Below are 17,774 nucleotides of genomic sequence, written 5' to 3'. Positions count from 1 at the left end.
CGTCGTGCACGGTGGCGCCGAGGTTCCTGTCGGGACCGGGCGGCTGAAGAGCCGCTCGAGGTGGTTGCGACCAAGAGAAAACTGTCCATGTCCCGCTATTCCTGGAATCTCCCTATTGTGGTCGACACGAAGACCGGGCGACCGCATCCATGACCTCCTTGAGGAGGCCTTGTGTCGTCTCGTTGCCAACGAGGAGAACGCGGTCAAGCAGCAGGTTCGATCCCTCACACGACGTCTCCGAAGCGAGAAGACACGAATGGCAGGCCGCAAGGTTGAGACCATCAAGGCTCTGGGGGGCCGACTCCGAGCACACCGGATCGTTCGAGCACCAGTTGAGGTGTTCTGCGGCCCGGGCCAGCGCGGTGCCCATGCGGTCGTGCTCGCCCTCACGGACGAGGCCACCGAGAGTTCCCTCTTCATCACTAGACGTCGTATAGATGAAGACGCCGTAGTCGCCGTTCGCCTCGCAGTACACGCGCTCGCGGAGCGAGGCGGCTGAGTACCCGGATGTGAACGAGAACTCGCGCAGCAGGGCGTGGGCCAAAGTGTGGAGGGCGACGTACTGGGCAGAGAAGGGATGCAGTCGGTTCGCGAATCGAGATTTGGTGAACGTCTTTGCGAGCTTTCCTGAACGGGCAACGACGCCGCGGGCGGACGCCCACGCATCGACCGCCATTGGGTTTAGCCGCAGGAATATTCCCTCGCCGAAACCCTCCGACGCCGGGAGCCACGAGGCCTCCTCCCCCGTGTTCGTGACGGAGGGGACTAGGCGGGCGTCGGGACGGTATCGCTTGAACCCGAGCGCGGCCCGTACCTCGCGAAGTCGGTCGACGAGGATCACACTGTCGAATAGTGAGGCCAGCGCCTGCTCGACGACGTCGTCCGAGGCGAGATCGAGAGTCATGGCTCGCGTCTTGAAGTTTGCTTCGTCGGCCTTGTCGTGGGCCGCCGCACGGAACGCTTGGAACTCTTCCGCAAGCAGAACGCCGTGGGTGCGTTGTGGGTCAGGTTCGTCGCCACGCGCTCCGCGCGCCGCCTCCATCACTGCGGCGACATCGACGGCGTGGCTCTGTGTTGCGAGGTCGTCCGCAATCGTCTTCGCCAGTCCAGGGGCGTACGGCTGGTCGAACGTCTCTTTGAGCCCCAGGAAAAGCGGGTGCTGTGAGATTAGATCCATCACACCAAGCACGACGCCGGACATCGAGGGGATGTCGATCGCCGCTTCACTCTCGCCATAGTGAAAACTCGTCGCACCGCGCTGCACGACCTCGAGCTGGCTCTCGCACTGGCCCCACGTGGATTCCCACGGTTGGATGCCGCGGCACGAAAGTCCCTCGCGGGTGAGCACATCTGCTCGCAGGTCGCCAAAAGTTCGACGCGTTCGACAAGCATCGCAGTAGACCTCGAGCCCGGAGAGTCCCTGGGATCCGCCCCGAACCTGCTGGAAGCGCAGATGCGTCGCGTCAGTACATATCACTCCGTCTTTGGCCGCACGGTGCACCCAGTCGACCCAAGGCACGTCAGTCGCGTGGCTGCGTTCGCGACACACGACGACAAAACGCATGGGGACCAGGCGGCCGGAGTCGTGGGGACATATGGGTGCAGCGCCCTGCTCCTCCTTGGGGCCCCACTTGATCATGCGCCGACACGTTTGGCAAAAGAGCCAGGCGGGAAATCGAACTACCTTGATCGCAATTGACTTCGGGTCATCGGGGTCTTCCGCTGCGGGTGGGCTGTAGAACCTCTGGACGCCGAGCCGGGAGGAGAGCCGCTCGCACTCGATCTCGGGCAGCAAGCTGCGCTTCGGCCAGTACTCCGCAGTCTGAGTCACGAACGATTCGCCGAGGATATCGACGATCGCTCCGGGACTGAACGGCGAAATTAGCTGAGCGACGGTGACCTGAAGGATGCGCCTGCTCATGCTTTCTCTCCGATCGGCCGGATGCGCACGGACTTGTCGACCGACCGCATCGAGTGCATCGTCGCCCAGCCCTGGCCCGTATCCCCGAAGTTCTTGAGGAGTCGCTCTTTCGGGTCTCGTCGCGATTCGTATCTCAAGGGCAGCCCCTTGTCCTTCGCTCTCATGCTCCAGTCCGCCGCCGCCGCGCGCAGCTCAAGCTCGACCGCTTTGGCCTCCCGCGGGTCAGCAATCGCGATGTGATCGACGAGCAGGCCGATTGCCTTCTTCACCTGGATCGACTCTGAGTCGAACAGGGCTGCATCATCGTTGCCGCTCCATCCGATCGCGTGCCTCGCGATTATGACGAGGGCCGACCGGAGTGCTCGACGCCGGGCTTGGAGCGCCCACGGCGTAACCGAGGTGGGCTCGACGAACCGGTAGAACGATCCATGGAAGTTCCTGAAAGACTCAAACGTCGAACGGTCGCGCGCCTTGCCTGATCGGTAGAGGGCCAGGACGATGCCCGGCACCTTGTCACGTCCGACGCGACTAGTCGCCTGGATGTACTCGGCCGTTGTCTTTGGCTGCCCGTTGACAAGCATGAGTCCGAGCCGAGATACGTCGATACCGACCGAAAGGATGTTGGTCGCAGCGATCGCATCGATTGCGCCTTCCTCATCGGCGCGCGTCTCGAGACGCTCCAATGTTTCGACGAGTTCGTGAGAACTCACGTTGCTCGTGAGCTCGAATACGCCGTCGGGCGAGAGCGTTCGTTCGACGAGCCCCCGCTCGTGCTCGCGCTGCAAGTTGTCCCGGACGTCGTCACGCAGAATAGTCACGGTCCGGCCGAGCTCACGCAGGCTGTTGTGGTAGAGGACGAGAGTCCAATACGCGTCTCGCTCGGCCGGGGTGAGCTCGACCGAGTCGGCCGCGGCGAGGAGCCGGCCGGATGCCTGACCGACGGCCCATGCTTGCGGGAACGCCTGCGGCATGAGCCCAACGTAGAGACGGCCTGGCGCCGCAGTGTCGAGCTTGGCGAAATAGCTGTCGTCAGCGCCGACGCCCGCGGGGGGAAAGACGTCTACCTGCGAGGCCATGAGCCCTCGCACCTGCTCGTCGGCAGACCGGATGGTTGCGGTCGAGGCGACGATCTTCGGCTTGGATCCACGCCAGCTGAGAAGCGCTCGGACCGCAGCCTCGTAGATGCCGACGATGGTCCCGAGTGGCCCGGAGATAAGGTGGAGTTCGTCCTGGATGACAAGAGTCGGTGGATCGTAGGGCGTATTGTCCAGGCCAAAAAGCGAGCCGCCATCGCGAATCCACGCTAACCGCGCGAATTTGTCGACGGTCGCGACGACGATCGTCGGTGGGTTCTCGTAAATCGACTGGTCGACGACCTGGAGCGGCAGGGCCTCGGCAAACGGGCAGACCTCCGAGACGCAGCGCACCACGAACGAGTGCTTCGTCGCCCGGAAGCCGTACTTCTCTGCGCGGTTCGAGCGTCGCGCAGGAAGCAAGGGGGTGCCGCACCACGGGCAAACGCGGACCTGGAATGGGCTCTGCGGTGTCTGCTGGTTCATAACGTCATCTAGTTGCTTCTGCGCAGAGGAATAGGTGCCCGGCGTCGTCGAGTTCCCGAGCAGCAACCCGATGCTGAAGGGTGCCGTGCCGTTCAGCGGTTCGCCATCGCGGCGGAGCAGTTCGAGGGCACAAACTAGTCGCGCGGCGCGCTGAAACTGCTGCGCAGTGAGCAGACGCATCGTGTAGCGGGTGATGACGGCGGTGCCGCCGCCCGCGTGCCCGCGGGCGAGCCGGCGACGAACCACCTCGACCGCCGCGAGGCCGAGGTATGCCTCGGTCTTGCCACCACCAGTGGGGAACCAGATGAGGTCAACGAGTTCGCGGTCGTCGTGCTCCTCCTCAACGGTCGAGCGCAGGGCGAGCAGGATGAAAGCCAACTGGAACGGGCGCCATGCCGGTTCGGGGTTCTTGGGGCTCGCGGCCTGCATCCGCATGGCGAGGTTCGCGATGCGGAACGCTTTGCGAACCTGCTCGTCGGACGCCAGCAGATCGATACCTTCACGGATGCGTGCCATCGCGGTGTACTGACGGTCGACGATGGCCTTCGCGACGTGCAGTTGGTCGGGCCGGGCGCTCTCGGCTATGCTCCTCTGCTTCGCCGCCCATGCCGCGTAGCCCGACGTAGTGGCGATCAGCCTCTCGCGGAGCAGATCTGGGGCGACACGCTCGTCGGCCAGCCAACTCATCTTGAGCGTGTCGTCGACGATTTCGAGCCGCTTGACGGGCGGCACGGTCTCCGTGGGAAGGGAGTCGGTTTCGATCTTCTGAACCGGCCGGTCCGCTCCCCATGTGCCCGCTACGCCGTGACCGACGGCGTAACTGGTGTGCTGCTGGTAGCGGTAGTCGAGCTCACGGTCCTCGTCGCTGGCGTTGACGACGACGCTGCCCGGGTAGGGGCGGATCTCACCCGTGACCACCTCGATGGAAAAGCTAGCTTGAAACAGAACGTCCGCCATCTCGCGCTTCGCGCGGCCGAGGGGAACCTTTGCCGCGTTCGACAGGGCGACGGTGACGATGGGTTCGTCCCGCTGAGGCCGTGAGCGCCACTGCAAGCGAGCACGTCCGTCCCACAGCACGTGGGTGCCCGTGCTACCGGTCGTGACGGAGACCGCGGTCTCCGGCAGCGGCACGCGCCGCCACGCCTCACGACTGGGTAGAGCAGCAGCCTGATTTGCGACATGGGCCTCGACGTCCGACTGGTCGGACTGCACGTTCACGGTCTCGTCGCCGTCTTCTGCGACCTCGATGCACTCGTACCGCGCTGCGCGCACTCGAACTATGAACTCGTCGGCGTCATGGATGAAGGAGAGCCCGAGCGACGACGGCGCCCAGCCGGTCGCCGCGGTCAGGCCCCCGAGGTCGTCGTCATCAACGACCCCGTCCTCGCCTTCGAAGGGATCGATCGAATCTTCTCCCTCGTCGAGTGGAGTCTCGCTCGGGAGCAGGTCCTCATCGAGAGTCTCCGGAGGAAGGCCTTCCCCTACCTCAGCGGGAAAGAGCATTCCGGTGAGGTACGCGTAGACCGGGCCGCCTTCGATGACCTCGTTGTCGTCACCATTCTTTGGCCCGATGAAGTTGTTGCGAAGGTACTCGATGTATGAAGCCTGGCCGGAAGAGGTCACTTGGCTCCGACCCCCTTCTTGGTCCAGAGGTAGTCGAACTCGGTGTAGGCGAGTTCTCTGTCAAACTGCTCGAAAGTGTCGACCACGTTGACGATGAGGCACTCCTCCGTTCCGCCATTCTTCGGCCCTCGAAGACCACGTCCAACCATTTGAACGTATCGATTGGGAGAGAATGTCGGGCGGGCGATGTAGAGCGCACGCACCTTGGGTGCGTCGAAGCCCTGGGTGAGCAGGTCGCAATTCACCAAGACCTTGGTCCTGCCGTGCTTGAAGCTTTCGATCTTGCGCCGGCGTTCCTGCCCTCTCATCTTTCCGTCCACGGCCTCGGCCGGGCGGTCGAGAGACCGAAGCAGTGCAGCGGTCACGTGCGCCGACACAACGGACGGCGTGAACACAAGAATCGGCCACTCGGGGTCCTGACGCAGGATGTGATCGACGAGAAGTTGGGTGCGGTCGAGGTTGGAGCCGAGTTTGTCGAGGATGGCTCGGGAGACGTCGTCCCACGCGACCGCTCCGGTCTTGCCTATCGTCGGGTCGTCGGAGATCTTCACGTTCGAGTCGAGGAGTTGGTGCTCGACGTTCGAAAGGACCCGCATTTCACGCAGCTGCTCGATCGGCTTCGCTGGATCGAGCGCGTCGAGACGCCGGTCCCCGAAACGCTGAGCAAAGAGCCTGTTGACCTCTGGGTTGGTGCCTCGGTAGGGCGTCGCGGTGAGGCCGAGCAGCGGGCGCGCGGTGTGCGATCCCCGGCGCTGATCGATGCCGAGCCAGTCGAGGAGCTTGGTGTACCGCTGAGATCCAGCCCGGTGGGCCTCGTCGATGACCACGAGCTTGGCGTCCTGCAGCCAGCGGTGGGCTTGTCTGTTGACTGTGCTGTCAATCATCTGTGCGAGCTTGGCGTCGGTCGCGACGACGACCTGAAGCTCCTGGAGGGACTCATCCGCCTCATGGCTGTCCCAGTAGCGCGTGATCTCGAGTGGGCGCTCGTCTCCGATGGCACGCCAGACCTCGGTCCAAGTGACGATCGCCTGTTCGCATAGTTCCTCGGACTGCGCAATCCAAAGGACGGGCGCGGCAAGCTCGTCGTCCCGGAGCATCCGAGCGATCGACTCGGTTGTCACACGGGTCTTTCCAGCGCCCGTCGGCAGGTAGAGAAGTCCCCTGCGGTGATCGCCGTCCTTTTCGCGAATGAGAACTAGCTCACGAATCTGGCTGAGCAGGTCTTTTTGAAAGTCGTGGAGCGGTTCGAGCTCAACCTTACCCGGAACGATGTCGACTGTGGGTGCCTTCTTCTCCCGGATGCCCGCGAATGCCCGAGCGAATCCCAGGTTGGTGACGAACGCGTCGGCCTCTGAGGATCCGTCCCAGGCGCGCGGAACCGCAAGTTCCCTGGCAGCGATCGCGCCCTTGAGCCGCCGTAGCGAGTCATTGCCGTAGGTGCTGAGGAAGAGATCGGCGACGGCCGATTCGGGCTGCTGGCCCTGCTTTCCCTCGATGATGTCGAGGAGACCATCAGGAAGGTTCGCGACCAAGCCAGCACGTCCGACGAGCACCAGGAGCTTCGCGCTCTCGGTCGGCGCGGCCTGGACCCTCTGGACGAGAGCGTTCTTGCGCATACGCTCGTCTCTTGCGATGACGCCCTCGGCGTCGGTTCGCGTGAGCCCGAGCCGCAGCAGCCTGCTGACCTCCACGAGCGCGTCGACGTCCGATAGGTCGGCATCGACAAGCACGGTGTGCCCGTCCACGTGTCCGCTGAGTCGCTGCTCGCGAGAGCCGGTGGGGCTCGTGGTACGTCGGACGATAGAGCTGCACCGACGCAGCATCACGTCGTCGACCGTGGACCCCGACGGAAGCACTCGGCCGAGCGTCGGGTACACGTCAGGGACCGGAACTGCATCGCCGACGGCGTCCCAGTCGGTTGAGCGTGCGATGACGTCAGCGGCTGTCTGCACACCCCACGCGTTCGAGAGCACCGCGTCCCACGGACCCGACGGAATGTACCGAAGCCCATGTGAGGTCAGGTCTTCGAGCTCGTCAGATGCCGCAATGACGACCTGATTGATAGGAGTGACCTGCACTAGATTGCTGCGAATCTCGAGCGCAGGAATGGCAGCCACCCCAGCAAGTTCGGGGCGAGCGGCCGCCACGCCCAGAACGCTTCCAAGAAGCTCCTCGCTGCCGAGGACGTATCCGCCGCGCTCCAGGAACTCCCTCAGGATCGCAGTGGGGATCTGGTCTAGCCGGCTCGGCAGCGTCAAGTGCCCTGCGAACGACTCACGGAGAACCGGAAGCAGGTCGCCGTACTCGATCAGCGCCCTGGCGAGGACATCCTTCGACTTCCTCGCCCCCCAGGTACTATCGAATAGCCCGTACTGCCTAACGCACCACGTCTCGACCGCATCGAAGTCGGCCTTCAGCGGCAGATGCGCACCGCGGACGTCCACCAAGACGCTGATCTGCTGCTGGGGCATGGCCGTACAGATGAGTGCTGTGAGACGCGCCCGAGCTAGGTCGGCCTCCGACGTCCGGATCTGAGCGAGTTCCTTCAGGATATCGAGCGGTCCGGAGCCCTGGCGGGCCCCGAAGCGGACGCTAGCCCGAACGTTCCGCCCGTACTCTGGTGCTAGCTCCCTCTCAAGCCGCGCCCGCATTGCGGCCCGGTACTCCTCGAACACCGCGCCCTCGTGCACAGGCCAGTCCTCGACGACACCGGAGAGGCAACCCGCAAGCCCCAAGAGGTCGCTGCGCCCCATCACGCCAGGCAGGTCCACGTGGCGCTCGGGCAAGCCAGGGACCTGGCTCGCATCGCGGAAGACCTGCGACGCAGGCTTCCACGTCCCAGCCGTCGTTGGCACGCGGATCTCGATCCTGCGCTGTCGGATGCTCTCGATCGCGGTCCGCGCTGCGACGGGCGATGCCTGAGCGAGCAGCTCCCAGAAGTGCTTCCAATCACCATCGAGCCAAGCGGTATTCGCGGCCATCGCCGCGGCGATGGCAACCTGGTCGCGCGAGACCTCGTGGACGCCGAGGCGTAGAAGCTTGCCCCTGATCACAGGGTCTGAGGCGAACGTCGGTGCGACAAGCTGCACGTTGGGGCTGGGCACGCCCTCTACCGGGAGCAGGATCTTGTCGAGGTCCGAGATTCGCGCCATAGAGCCGCTTCCGAGGGGAACAACGAGGGCTCCGGTGAACTGGCGCCAGATCTGCTCCTGCTGTTCCTTGAGCTTCAGGAAGATAGTCAGTGCCGCGTCGACGGCCTCGCGCGTGCGCGGCGCTGCCGCTTCTGCAAGCCACGCGGCGGGCGCGATCGGCGTCGCCGAAAGCTTCCCGTCCTCGTCGGACAGCAGCTGGGTAAGGCGCGCAGCGCGCGTCGGAGTCTGGTAACAGGACCAGTGAGGCGTGTCGATTGCCTCTGTGGCTTCAGACCAAAGGCGAATCGCCTCGGCGGGCAGCGCGAACGATCGGTCGCCATTCGCGTTCGCAACGAAAGGCGCGCGCACCCTTGCAGGGCTGCGCATCTCTCCCGAGGCGGTCGGGATGAGCTGGTGTCGGCGAGCAAGCCGAGGCACCCGCCCGGACATGTAGGCGTCGGCGGCTGAACGTACCTCACGGCCACGCGCGGGCAGCACATCGAAGTGCTTGGCCGGATCCGTCGTTGTCGACTCGAGCGTCGCCGCGTCGATGAGCAACTCGGCGGCGACCTCGAGCATCTCACCATTGAGCTCGCTTCTCGGGAGGAGCGATGTTCGGTCGTCGTTCACCTGCCACGGCGCATTGAAGATGCCCTGAGCTGTGGTTTTGTCCAGGAGCGGGAACCAGGCCCAGAACTCGCCGTCCTCGCGCCGCGATTGGCCCACAGGGAGCGCATACGACACCCGAACGCGGTCGCGGTGGAATAGTCCGGGAAGGTTGGCTTTGACCCCCCGCGAGATGTCATGTTCGCGGTGGAGCACTCGCCACACTCCATCGTCCCCATCGGGGGTATTGAGCGTGACTAACCCGGCGTCGAGGTCCACGGTCTTTCGGTACGACCGAGAGACGACCTCTCCGCGCTCCCCGAGCGAGATCACGACTTGGTTGAGCCGGTCCGGGAAGAGTAGGTACCGGTAGTCGAAGCCCTTGAGCCGCTCGCGCAGTCGGACCCCGCCGCGCACAAGAGGAAGCCGAACGATCGTCGTCGCCCACTCCATCATCTCGGCCACATTGGGGTCCTCTGCGGCGGACGCTCGGGCGTCGATGACGCTCGGCACACGCAGCGTCGGAACCCGCGCGGGACGGTAGGGCAGGTCAGAGAACAGTTCCGCAGCCTCCGGCTCGTTGAATCCAAAGGAGACGGTCCGGCTGAGGATCTGGGGGTGGTCTGTAACGCCGAGTACCGACTTGAATCCGAGGCCAAACCGGCCGATCTGCTCGTCTCTTTTCGGACTGAGGAACGCGCCCGTGACGGCCCGGACTCCTGCGGCCGCGAAAGGCTCGCCCTCGTTTGCGCAGTACAGCGTGCTGTTAGCCAGCCGGAACTCGACACGTCCGGGCTCGACAAGTCGATCGATGGCGTTCTGAAGGAGCTCCTCGATCTGGCGTTCGCCGTAGCCACCCGCCTGGAAGTTGTCCTCCATGCCCACGTGTTCCTCGAGGAGGTCAGGGTCGTTGGTGTAGTTCGCGATCGTGATTCGCTGTCGCTCTCGCACCTGCTCCTGCAACTCAAGATCCGGCGTACCCCACACCTTCGGCAGACCTCCGTGACTGCCTGCCACTGTCGGCAGGCTACCTATTTCTCGCCAGGCTAGCGGGGGCACCGAGACGGACCGAGCTCAAGCCACAAGCAGATGGTGACGATGCGCGAATTTCACCCGGAGCCTGCGCTCGTCTCGGCACGCCAGAGGACGGGCCGCCTCTGGTCCGGTTGACTCCTGGCCAGCGGGGACGTGGTCCTCGCTGGAACGATCAGGATCGTGCCAGTCGCATACCCACCGGGGTTCCGGCGTGACGTGATCGCGGTCGCCGCGGCGAGCGGTCCCGGGCGCAGGTCGCCCCCAGCTTCCGAATCCCCAAGTCCTGCCTGGTGAGGGGGTTGGCGATCCCCGCCCACGACGACGCTCGGGCTCGGGGAGCCACGGGCCCGACCCAGCGCCCCGCGATCACGACGAGGTCGCGAGCTGCGTCGCCGGCTCAAGCAGGTTGAGCAGGTCGACCAAGAGAACGAGATCCCGCGCCGGGTGACGGTCCACGCCCCCGGGACGTCCTCCCAAGGAAGATCTACCCGCTGGTCGGAGCGCTTGCCTCCGACGGGATTCCCGTCGGAGGCACCTGGCGGGTCTTCGGGTTCTCCAACCAGCCGTGTTACGCGTGGCGTGCACACCCCGTGACCGACCGGGACTGGGACGACGCGCACCTGATCAACGCCGCGATCGCGTCCATCACGACGACCCGGAGTTCGGCTGCCGGTTCATCGCCGACGGGCGAGCGCTCGAGGCATTACGGCAGGCGGCGGGACCGTGGGTCACTCCGACCGCAGGTCCCGCCACCGCCAGGGCCTGCCGCTCGCGGTCGTCACCTCGATCGAGCAGACTCGCCACCGCGGACGCCGCGAGGTCCGCCTCGGACGCCTGAGACCCGTCGAGTACGAGAAACGGTTCCAAGCTGGGCACGCGGCTTGAATGGTCCCACCGAAACGGGTTAAGCAAGTTCGGGACAGTCTCGTGTCATAGGATCTCGACGCCTAAGTCGTCGCTGGAGTCCGACGTGTCGCGTTTCATGTTCTTGCGGGATCCGGCGAACGTCCTTAGCGAAGGCAGCGGCAAGGGGATCACGGTAGAGGCCTTGCGCGTTCAGGCTCGGAGAGATGGCGGATCAGTCCGCACGCACGTTGTCCAGAGCGGCCTCGATCATGTCGGCTGCAGCTGACGCCGGGACGTGCTCCCAGATCCGCATGACTTGCCACCCCGCAGCTGCAAGGTCCGCGTCGGATTGGCGGTCGCGCGCTACATTCCGTGCGAGCTTCTCGGCCCACCACTCGGCGTTCGCCTTGGGTCGTGTCGCATGTTGGGGGCACGAGTGCCAAAAGCACCCGTCGATGAAGACGGCGATCTTCGGCCCAGGGAACACAACGTCTACGCGCCGTCGGCCCGGCAGCACCGCCCGCTGGACGAAGTATCGACGTCCGCGCTTATGGAGTTCGCGGCGAACTGCCAGCTCGGCAGCGGTGTCGCGGTTCCGCACCCGTGCCATTCGAGAGCTGGTCGCCGCGTTCGTCTCCATGGCCGCCATGGTCCTCGAGCATCAGGCCGATCCGCTACCGTCCGTCCCGTGACCGATCTCGCGCTCAAGCCCGCACTTCCACTGCCGGGTCACATCTGTACGCCGGATCCGCGGCCCGGCCGGACTCGGGAGCCGCACGAGATCCTTGCTCCCGAGTACGACGACGAGCTCGAGCAGGTCCACGCGTGGTTGGCACCGTCCGCCGTCGAGCGCGCGTTCACGCAAGCCGTCGACGACGCGATCAAGTACGTCCTGGACGGGTCCCGCACGGGCCGGTTCGACCTCATGAGCCCCGATGTCGACTCAGACGAACGAGCATCGGTCGGCACGAAGCTGCAGTACCGGATCATCAATGAGCTGAAGCTCGTGAAGGAGCCGCCTCTCGACACCACTATCCTTGGAGTTCCGGTCGAACTGAAGGCAACCGTGCGGAAAAATTGGATGATCCCGACGGAGGGCCAGTGTGAAGTTTGTCTGCTCGTCCAAGTCGATGCGGCTGGCGCTCGGCACCGCGCCTTCCTCATGAGGACGCATCGAGCGTGGCTTCGCGGCGGCGCCAACAAGGACGGAAAGCGCGGAATCGTCAGTGCAGCGCTTGCGCTCTATGCCCTGCCCGTTCTCGACTGGACGCCGCTTCCGCCCGAGCCGCTCAAACGGCTCTCCCCGCCTCAGCGCGACGTAGTATTCGCCCCGCGCGTCGGTCAGACCGAGCGCCTGACGGCGCTGTTCGGGTACTTGCCCGACGTCGTCGTGCCGCGGTCTTCGATCGAGACCGTGTGCGCCGGCAACCGGGACCCCATGCGCCGCGCTCGCCAAGCGAAGCCCGTCGTCGCGGCACGACACGGTCTCACGCTCTTATGCGGCACGTGGCGGGACGACCTCGAGCTCGCTGCTTCGCGCGGGTTCGACATCTCCGGCGACGCGTGGGTAGCGCTCACGCCAGCGGCACTCGAGCGTCGAGGAACGGCTTGATTTGACGTGCGATTGCACGAGCCAGCCCGCTGGGGACCGCGTTCCCGATCTGCCGCGCGATCTGTATCTTCGTTCCCACCCACTTGTAGTCCTTCGGAAAGTCCTGAATCAACGACGCCTCGTAGTGCGTGATCACACGGTCGACGGAGCGCATCGGGTCGCCTTGGATTTTCCCCTCGTAGCCGTGGTCCTGAATCCTCGCCCGCTCCCACTGCGGGTGCAGATACTGGCCCTTCTCTGGCTTATAGAACTCAGTGCGGATGGTCACAGAGGGCGCGTCCCAGCGACCCCTTCCCATGACATCGGTGGTGCCGGTGGGCTTGTCCTGCCAGCAACGAGGCTGCAGTTCGTACGGAAGGTCGAACCTGCCACCGCCGGGAGGAACGAACGAGTATCGTTGAAGACTCTCCGGTCGCGGGTTCCGTTTGATGTGGAGGTCGAGCTCCGTGAACGGACCAGGCATCGTGTCACCATCAAATTCGCACCTGCGGTCCGTGCCGCTAGGTAGCTCGGTAGACGCAGGGTCGGCGGGCAAGTGGCCGATTACGTCACGCAACGTGCGCCAGGGCTTGAGTCCGCTGCCAAGCGCGGGCTTCTGGGCATGCGTCGGTGCTGGCATCTCGATGTGGCCGATCCTGGAACCGACAATGATGGTTCGCTTTCGTCGTTGAGCGACACCGTAGTCCGCGGCATTCAGCACGGCCGTGGTGAGCTCGTAATCCTGGAGAGCGCCACGCTCCCTCTCAGAAAGCAGCATCTGGAACTCGGGGCTCTTCGAGAATCTGTCCACATTCTCGATCACGAAGACCTCTGGCTTAGCGGCGCCGACGAAGCGCAAATACTCCCGCCACAACTGATTACGGGGGTCGTTGATCTCCTTGAGACCGAGGTTGCTGAAGCCTTGGCATGGCGGCCCACCGATAATCACACGTGCCCGCGGAATCTCTTCGGTCGGCACCTCGGCGATGTCGCCCGCGATGACGTGATCATCCCCGAAGTTCGCCGCGTACGTCGCGGCGGCCGCCTTGTCCCACTCGACGGCAAGCAGGGGCTCGAACCCCTCCTCGACGAACCCCTGCGTCATGCCACCGCAGCCTGCGAAGAGGTCGATCATCGGGATGCCGGTCATGGGGGTGATCGTACGGGGACGGTCCGACACTGTGTGTCGGGCTCGCGCGAGCGGACGGGTTCGCAGCCGTCGGGCACCGCGTTGGGGTGAGCGACCATCGGAGGCATATGGGACGTCGGGTCTGCTGCCAGGTCGGGTCCGGTGGTTCGGGCTTCTCACGAGAAGAGGTCGGCACCATGCCGACGCCGTCTCCAGCCGAGGTCCCGAACCCGAGCGTGAAGGGGGACTCGGTCCGGACGGGTTCCCAGGGTGCGAGGAAGGCGCGGGTGGCGTGCAGGACGTCGACGAGCGCTTCGACGTCGACGAGGTAGATCTGGGGGGTCACGCGCCCCCCGGGCAGGGCAACGGAAACGCCGGAGCGGGCGGCTCGTGCACGTCGGCGTTCCCCCGTGCGGAGTCCGTCGCTGGTCGAGGCAGACCGCCAGTACATCGTCGAGGGCGACGTCTACCAGGTATGCATGTCGCAGCGCTCCCAGACGCCGTTCGCGATCAATCCGGCGCCCTTCTTCGCCACGTGGCCGCGGGCGACCACCAAGAGCTCTTGGTTGCGCGTCTCCGGCCCCGCATCCGCCGGTCGTCAGATGGGCAGACCGAGACGTGAGCGACCGCTACACCTGTCGCTCGTCCGAGGCCCTCGGGACGTGACGCATCTCGCCGACCTCCACGCCGCTCTCGGCGACACAGGGTCCGCAGATCGCACCGATCTCGGGGTCCGTGTCCATGAACGCGAGGCTCACGGGAGAGACCCACACGAGGCACCCGCAGTCCGCGAGGATTGCCTGCGCGGACCTGGTCGGTTGAGGCAGGTCGGCCCTCATGCACAGGACGAGATGCTGCTCCGGCTCCTCCACGACGCGAGACCCTAGCGCCGCCGGGGGAGGCTGGGGACGGCCCGGAGCCACGAGCACCGAACGAGGGACTCACTCACCCCGCGTCCGGCAGCTGCTCCGGGCACTCCCCGCCCGGCTCCGTCGCGAGCTCGAAGTGCCACATCTCGTTGGCGTACGTCTGGCACAGCCCGTACTCCGCCCCGTGCCGCACCACCCAGTCAGCGCCGTCCGTCGGCCCGATGTCCACCGCGTCGCCGGTGACGTGACTCGACCCCTCGGGCGTCGCGACAAAGCGCCGGGCCTCCGCGAGCGAGCCGTGCTTGCGCACGGCGTCGTCGAGCAGGTCCTGCTGCATGGCGGCGGTGCGCAGGCCGGACGTGACCCAGAGGTCGACGCCGCGGTCGTGCGCGTCGCGGGCGACCGCCTGCACGGCTGCCCGCAGGTCCGGGTGGAGGCCGGCGATCGCCGGGTGGGTGTCGTCGAACGGGTCGATGTGCGTTTCGCGCAGCCGCGCGTCGTCGGAGCCCTCCAGCACCTCCAGCGTGCCCAGCAGGGAGGCGGACGTGGTGGCGGCCGCGCCCGGCACCAGGGCGAGCAGGCTCGGCGCGGCTGCGGCCGCGCTGGCGAGGACCCCGACGGCGACGAGCGCGAGCACGGCGAGCCGGGTCGGGACCGGGCGGCGCGCCGGACTAGGGCGCGGCGCGCGAGGACGGGGCGGCACGGGACGGTGCGGGTCGGGACGGTGCGGGTCGAGGCGGTGCGGGTCGTGGGTCGTCATACCGCCCACCTCACGCGCACGGGTGTTGCCGGGGCGTCGGGCAAATCGCAGACGCTTTCCATAGGCGCCGCTGCCTAGACTCGCCCGGTCCGTCGTCGAGGTGACCGGAGGTCGCGATGCGCGTGCTGGTCGTCGAGGACGAGCGGTACCTGGGGGAGGCCGTGCAGACGGCGCTGCGCCGCGAGGCCCTCGCCGTCGACCTCGCCGACGACGGGGAGCAGGCGCTCGAGCGGTTCTCGCACACCGCGTACGACGTCCTCGTCCTCGACCGCGACCTGCCGGGGGTGCACGGCGACGAGGTGTGCCGGCGGGTGGTCGCGGCCGGGCTCGGGACGCGGGTGCTGATGCTGACGGCCGCGGGGACGCTCGACGACAAGTCGCGCGGGTTCGGGCTCGGGGCCGACGACTACCTGACCAAGCCGTTCGCGATGCAGGAGCTCGTGCTCCGTGTGCGCGCGCTCGGCCGGCGTCCGGCGTCGGGACCGCCCGTCGTCGAGCTGGCCGGGCTGCGGCTCGACGCGTTCCGGCGCGAGGTGTTCCGCGCCGGGCAGTACGTGCGGCTGAGCCGCAAGCAGTTCGCGGTGCTGGAGGTGCTCGTCGGGGCGGGCGGGGGAGTCGTCAGCGCCGAGGAGCTGCTCGCGCGGGCGTGCGACGAGAACGCGGACCCGTTCACCAACGCCGTGCGCATCACGATCTCTGACCTGCGCAAGCGGCTCGGCGAGCCGTGGGTCATTCACACCGTGCCGGGCGTCGGGTACCGGGTCGGCGAGCCGGGGGAGTCGTGACCGGGCGCGCTGGCGGACGAGTCGACGGCGCGCTCGCCGAGGGTGATGCCGCGAAGCCCCGGCAGACCACCCGATGCCCGCGTTGCGGGGTCGTGACGGCGCGGCCCGGCGGCGTGCCCGACGACGCGCGTGCTGCGGACGCCCCCTGTGCCCCCGAGGCGTATGGAGCGACCCGGGTTCTGGGGAAGTCGTGACCACGCGGCCCGGCGGTCCGCCCGACGGCGCTCGGGCCGGCCTGCGCACGAGCGCGCGGCTGCGGCTCACCGTCAGCTACGTCGCGTTCCTGCTCGTCGCCGGCCTGGTGATGTCCGTGTGCATCTGGGCCGTCCTGCGGTTCGTGCCGAACTACCCGCTGACGGCGGCGAACCCGAGGGACCTCGACAGCCCCATCGCGTCGCGCGGGGAGATCCTCGACGCCGTCGTCCAGGCGTGCGCGGTGGCGCTCGCGGTCCTCACGGTGGTCGGGTCGGTCGGCGGGTGGTGGCTGGCCAGGCGGGTGCTGACGCCGCTGCAGCACCTCAACGCCGCGGCCCGGGCCGCCGCGGACGGCGACCTGAGCCGGCGCGTCGGGTCGCAGGGGTCCCGGCGCGACGAGTTCACCGACCTGGCCGACACGTTCGACTCGATGCTCGACCGGCTCGAGCGCGACCTGCACGCGCAGCGGCGGTTCGCGGCGAACGCGTCGCACGAGCTGCGCACGCCGCTCGCGGTGATGCGGGCGATGGTCGACGTCGCGCGGGAGGACCCCGACGACGTCGACCTGCCCGTGCTGCTGCAGCGCCTCGACGAGACGACGCAGCGCGCGACGAACCTGGTCACGGCCCTGCTCGACCTCGCGGCGCTCGACCGCGGCGCCGTCGGGCACCGGCTCGTCGACCTCGACGTGCTCGTGGCCGACGCGGTCGACGACCTCATGCCCGAGGCGCGCAGCCGCGGCGTCACGGTCACCGCGGGGATCGACCGCGCGACGGTGCTCGGGGACGAGACGCTGCTGCTCCGGGCCGTCGACAACCTGCTCCGCAACGCCGTCCGGCACAACCGTCCGGAGGGCGGGCGGGTCGTGGTCACGCTCGGCGGCGGCGGCGGCGGGGGTGACCGTGACGGTGACGGGCGGGTGCGGTTCCGCGTCGAGAACGACGGCGCGCGCGTCGACGTCGACGCGCTCCGGCTCGCGGTCGAGCCGTTCACGCGCCGGGTCGACGTCGTGGGCGTGAACGCCGCGGGGTCGGGCACAGGCGACGGGTCGACCCGCTCGCACGGACTGGGACTGCCGCTCACCGAGCGGATCGTCACCGTGCACGGTGGGTCGCTCCTCCTCGTGCCCCGGCCCGAGGGGGGTGTGGTGGCCACGGTCACGCTGCCAGCGGAGGGCGCGAGCCGGGTCAGGGAGGCCTGAGCCGGCTCGGCGCCCAGGCCGGGGACTCGATCGCGGGATCCGGTGGGCACGCACGGACCGAGGTCGGGTGAGGGAGCGCCGCTGCCGTCGCCGGACGAGTCGATCACGGCTCCTGGGCAGCCGCTGCAGGCTCGAGCACCGTGGCCGCCGGACGACCACGCACGCGCCACGTCAGTGCGGCGCTCGCCGCGAGCGCGACCCAGACCGCAGGGCTCGCCAGGCCGCGCGCGAAGAGCAGCGGGACGGAGAGCAGCGACTGCCCCTCGGCCGTCCCCGTGTACGGGCCGTCGGTGATCCCCAGCAGCATGCAGACGATCAGAACCGTGACGAGGCCCAGCCCGAAGCTGCTGCCCGAGCGGGTCAGCAGAAGCACCGTTGCGCCCGAGGTGACGACGAGGAGCGTCAGCGCCAGGAAAGACGTCTGGCCCGACGCCAGGCGCTGGTCGTGAGCGCCCGTGGCGACCGACAGGACGACGAACCACACGAGTCCCGTGGCCGACCCTCCGAGGAGACGGCTCATCGT

General features: G+C 67.0%; 10 protein-coding genes. 3 read left to right on the top strand and 7 right to left on the bottom strand.

Annotated elements, in window-relative coordinates; translation table 11 throughout:
* Positions 1-112: 112 nt before the first annotated feature.
* The 4 genes from drmB to CCE01nite_RS06035 all read right to left on the bottom strand — a co-directional run bounded on the left by drmB (position 113) and on the right by CCE01nite_RS06035 (position 11,361).
* Complete coding sequence (drmB, locus tag CCE01nite_RS06050; protein ID WP_034624596.1) at positions 113-1,921, bottom strand: MrfA Zn-binding domain-containing protein; 1,809 nt, start codon at positions 1,919-1,921, stop codon at positions 113-115.
* On the bottom strand, positions 1,918-5,103 hold the full coding sequence (locus CCE01nite_RS06045; RefSeq protein ID WP_034624594.1) for a helicase-related protein: 3,186 nt from the start codon (positions 5,101-5,103) through the stop codon (positions 1,918-1,920). The genes drmB and CCE01nite_RS06045 overlap by 4 nt, the downstream gene beginning before the upstream one ends.
* Positions 5,100-9,857: a DEAD/DEAH box helicase gene (locus CCE01nite_RS06040; RefSeq protein ID WP_141372082.1), complete on the bottom strand. Its 4,758-nt coding sequence runs from the start codon at positions 9,855-9,857 to the stop codon at positions 5,100-5,102. The genes CCE01nite_RS06045 and CCE01nite_RS06040 overlap by 4 nt, the downstream gene beginning before the upstream one ends.
* A 1,096-nt stretch (positions 9,858-10,953) precedes the next feature.
* Positions 10,954-11,361 carry a very short patch repair endonuclease gene (locus CCE01nite_RS06035; RefSeq protein ID WP_034624634.1) on the bottom strand — a complete coding sequence of 136 codons (408 nt, stop codon included), beginning with the start codon at positions 11,359-11,361 and terminating at the stop codon, positions 10,954-10,956.
* A 48-nt stretch (positions 11,362-11,409) separates the two neighbouring features.
* Between CCE01nite_RS06035 and CCE01nite_RS06030 the strand changes: the two genes are divergently transcribed.
* Positions 11,410-12,333, top strand: a complete 924-nt coding sequence (locus CCE01nite_RS06030; protein ID WP_034624589.1) for a NaeI family type II restriction endonuclease — start codon at positions 11,410-11,412, stop codon at positions 12,331-12,333.
* Here the strand turns inward: CCE01nite_RS06030 and CCE01nite_RS06025 are convergent.
* Positions 12,296-13,462, bottom strand: a complete 1,167-nt coding sequence (locus tag CCE01nite_RS06025) for a DNA cytosine methyltransferase (RefSeq protein WP_211254495.1) — start codon at positions 13,460-13,462, stop codon at positions 12,296-12,298. The two genes, CCE01nite_RS06030 and CCE01nite_RS06025, sit on opposite strands and share 38 nt — an antisense overlap.
* 924 nt (positions 13,463-14,386) lie before the next feature.
* Entirely contained in the window at positions 14,387-15,070 is a 684-nt protein-coding gene (locus CCE01nite_RS06020) for a M15 family metallopeptidase (RefSeq protein WP_084142404.1), read from the bottom strand.
* Between the two features lie 116 nt (positions 15,071-15,186).
* On the opposite strand from CCE01nite_RS06020, the gene CCE01nite_RS06015 reads away from it, so the two are divergent.
* Together CCE01nite_RS06015 and CCE01nite_RS06010 are read left to right on the top strand one after the other, a co-directional pair.
* The gene (locus CCE01nite_RS06015) at positions 15,187-15,855 is read left to right on the top strand and encodes a response regulator transcription factor (RefSeq protein ID WP_034624585.1); all 669 of its coding nucleotides are present in this window, start codon (positions 15,187-15,189) and stop codon (positions 15,853-15,855) included.
* A 190-nt stretch (positions 15,856-16,045) separates the two neighbouring features.
* Positions 16,046-17,251: a sensor histidine kinase gene (locus tag CCE01nite_RS06010; protein ID WP_052103335.1), complete on the top strand. Its 1,206-nt coding sequence runs from the start codon at positions 16,046-16,048 to the stop codon at positions 17,249-17,251.
* A 103-nt stretch (positions 17,252-17,354) separates the two neighbouring features.
* On the opposite strand, the gene CCE01nite_RS06005 is transcribed toward CCE01nite_RS06010, so the two are convergent.
* Entirely contained in the window at positions 17,355-17,771 is a 417-nt protein-coding gene (locus CCE01nite_RS06005) for a hypothetical protein (RefSeq protein WP_141372081.1), read from the bottom strand.
* Between the last annotated feature and the right edge of the window lie 3 nt (positions 17,772-17,774).

It is taken from the genome of Cellulomonas cellasea, assembly GCF_006538745.1.
In the GTDB taxonomy this organism is placed as follows: Bacteria; Actinomycetota; Actinomycetes; order Actinomycetales; family Cellulomonadaceae; genus Cellulomonas_A; species Cellulomonas_A cellasea.
The sequence above is the reverse complement of the archived record's forward strand: the minus strand, read 5'-3'. Positions and strand labels throughout refer to the sequence as shown.

What these genes read in the sequence shown, in the direction of transcription:
- CCE01nite_RS06020 (WP_084142404.1), bottom strand. Translation starts at nt 15,070, where the DNA reads ATGACGACCCACGACCCGCACCGCCTCGACCCGCACCGTCCCGACCCG.
- CCE01nite_RS06005 (WP_141372081.1), bottom strand. Translation starts at nt 17,771, where the DNA reads ATGAGCCGTCTCCTCGGAGGGTCGGCCACGGGACTCGTGTGGTTCGTC.
- drmB (WP_034624596.1), bottom strand. Translation starts at nt 1,921, where the DNA reads ATGAGCAGGCGCATCCTTCAGGTCACCGTCGCTCAGCTAATTTCGCCG.
- CCE01nite_RS06025 (WP_211254495.1), bottom strand. Translation starts at nt 13,462, where the DNA reads ATGACCGGCATCCCGATGATCGACCTCTTCGCAGGCTGCGGTGGCATG.
- CCE01nite_RS06015 (WP_034624585.1), top strand. Translation starts at nt 15,187, where the DNA reads ATGCGCGTGCTGGTCGTCGAGGACGAGCGGTACCTGGGGGAGGCCGTG.
- CCE01nite_RS06035 (WP_034624634.1), bottom strand. Translation starts at nt 11,361, where the DNA reads ATGGAGACGAACGCGGCGACCAGCTCTCGAATGGCACGGGTGCGGAAC.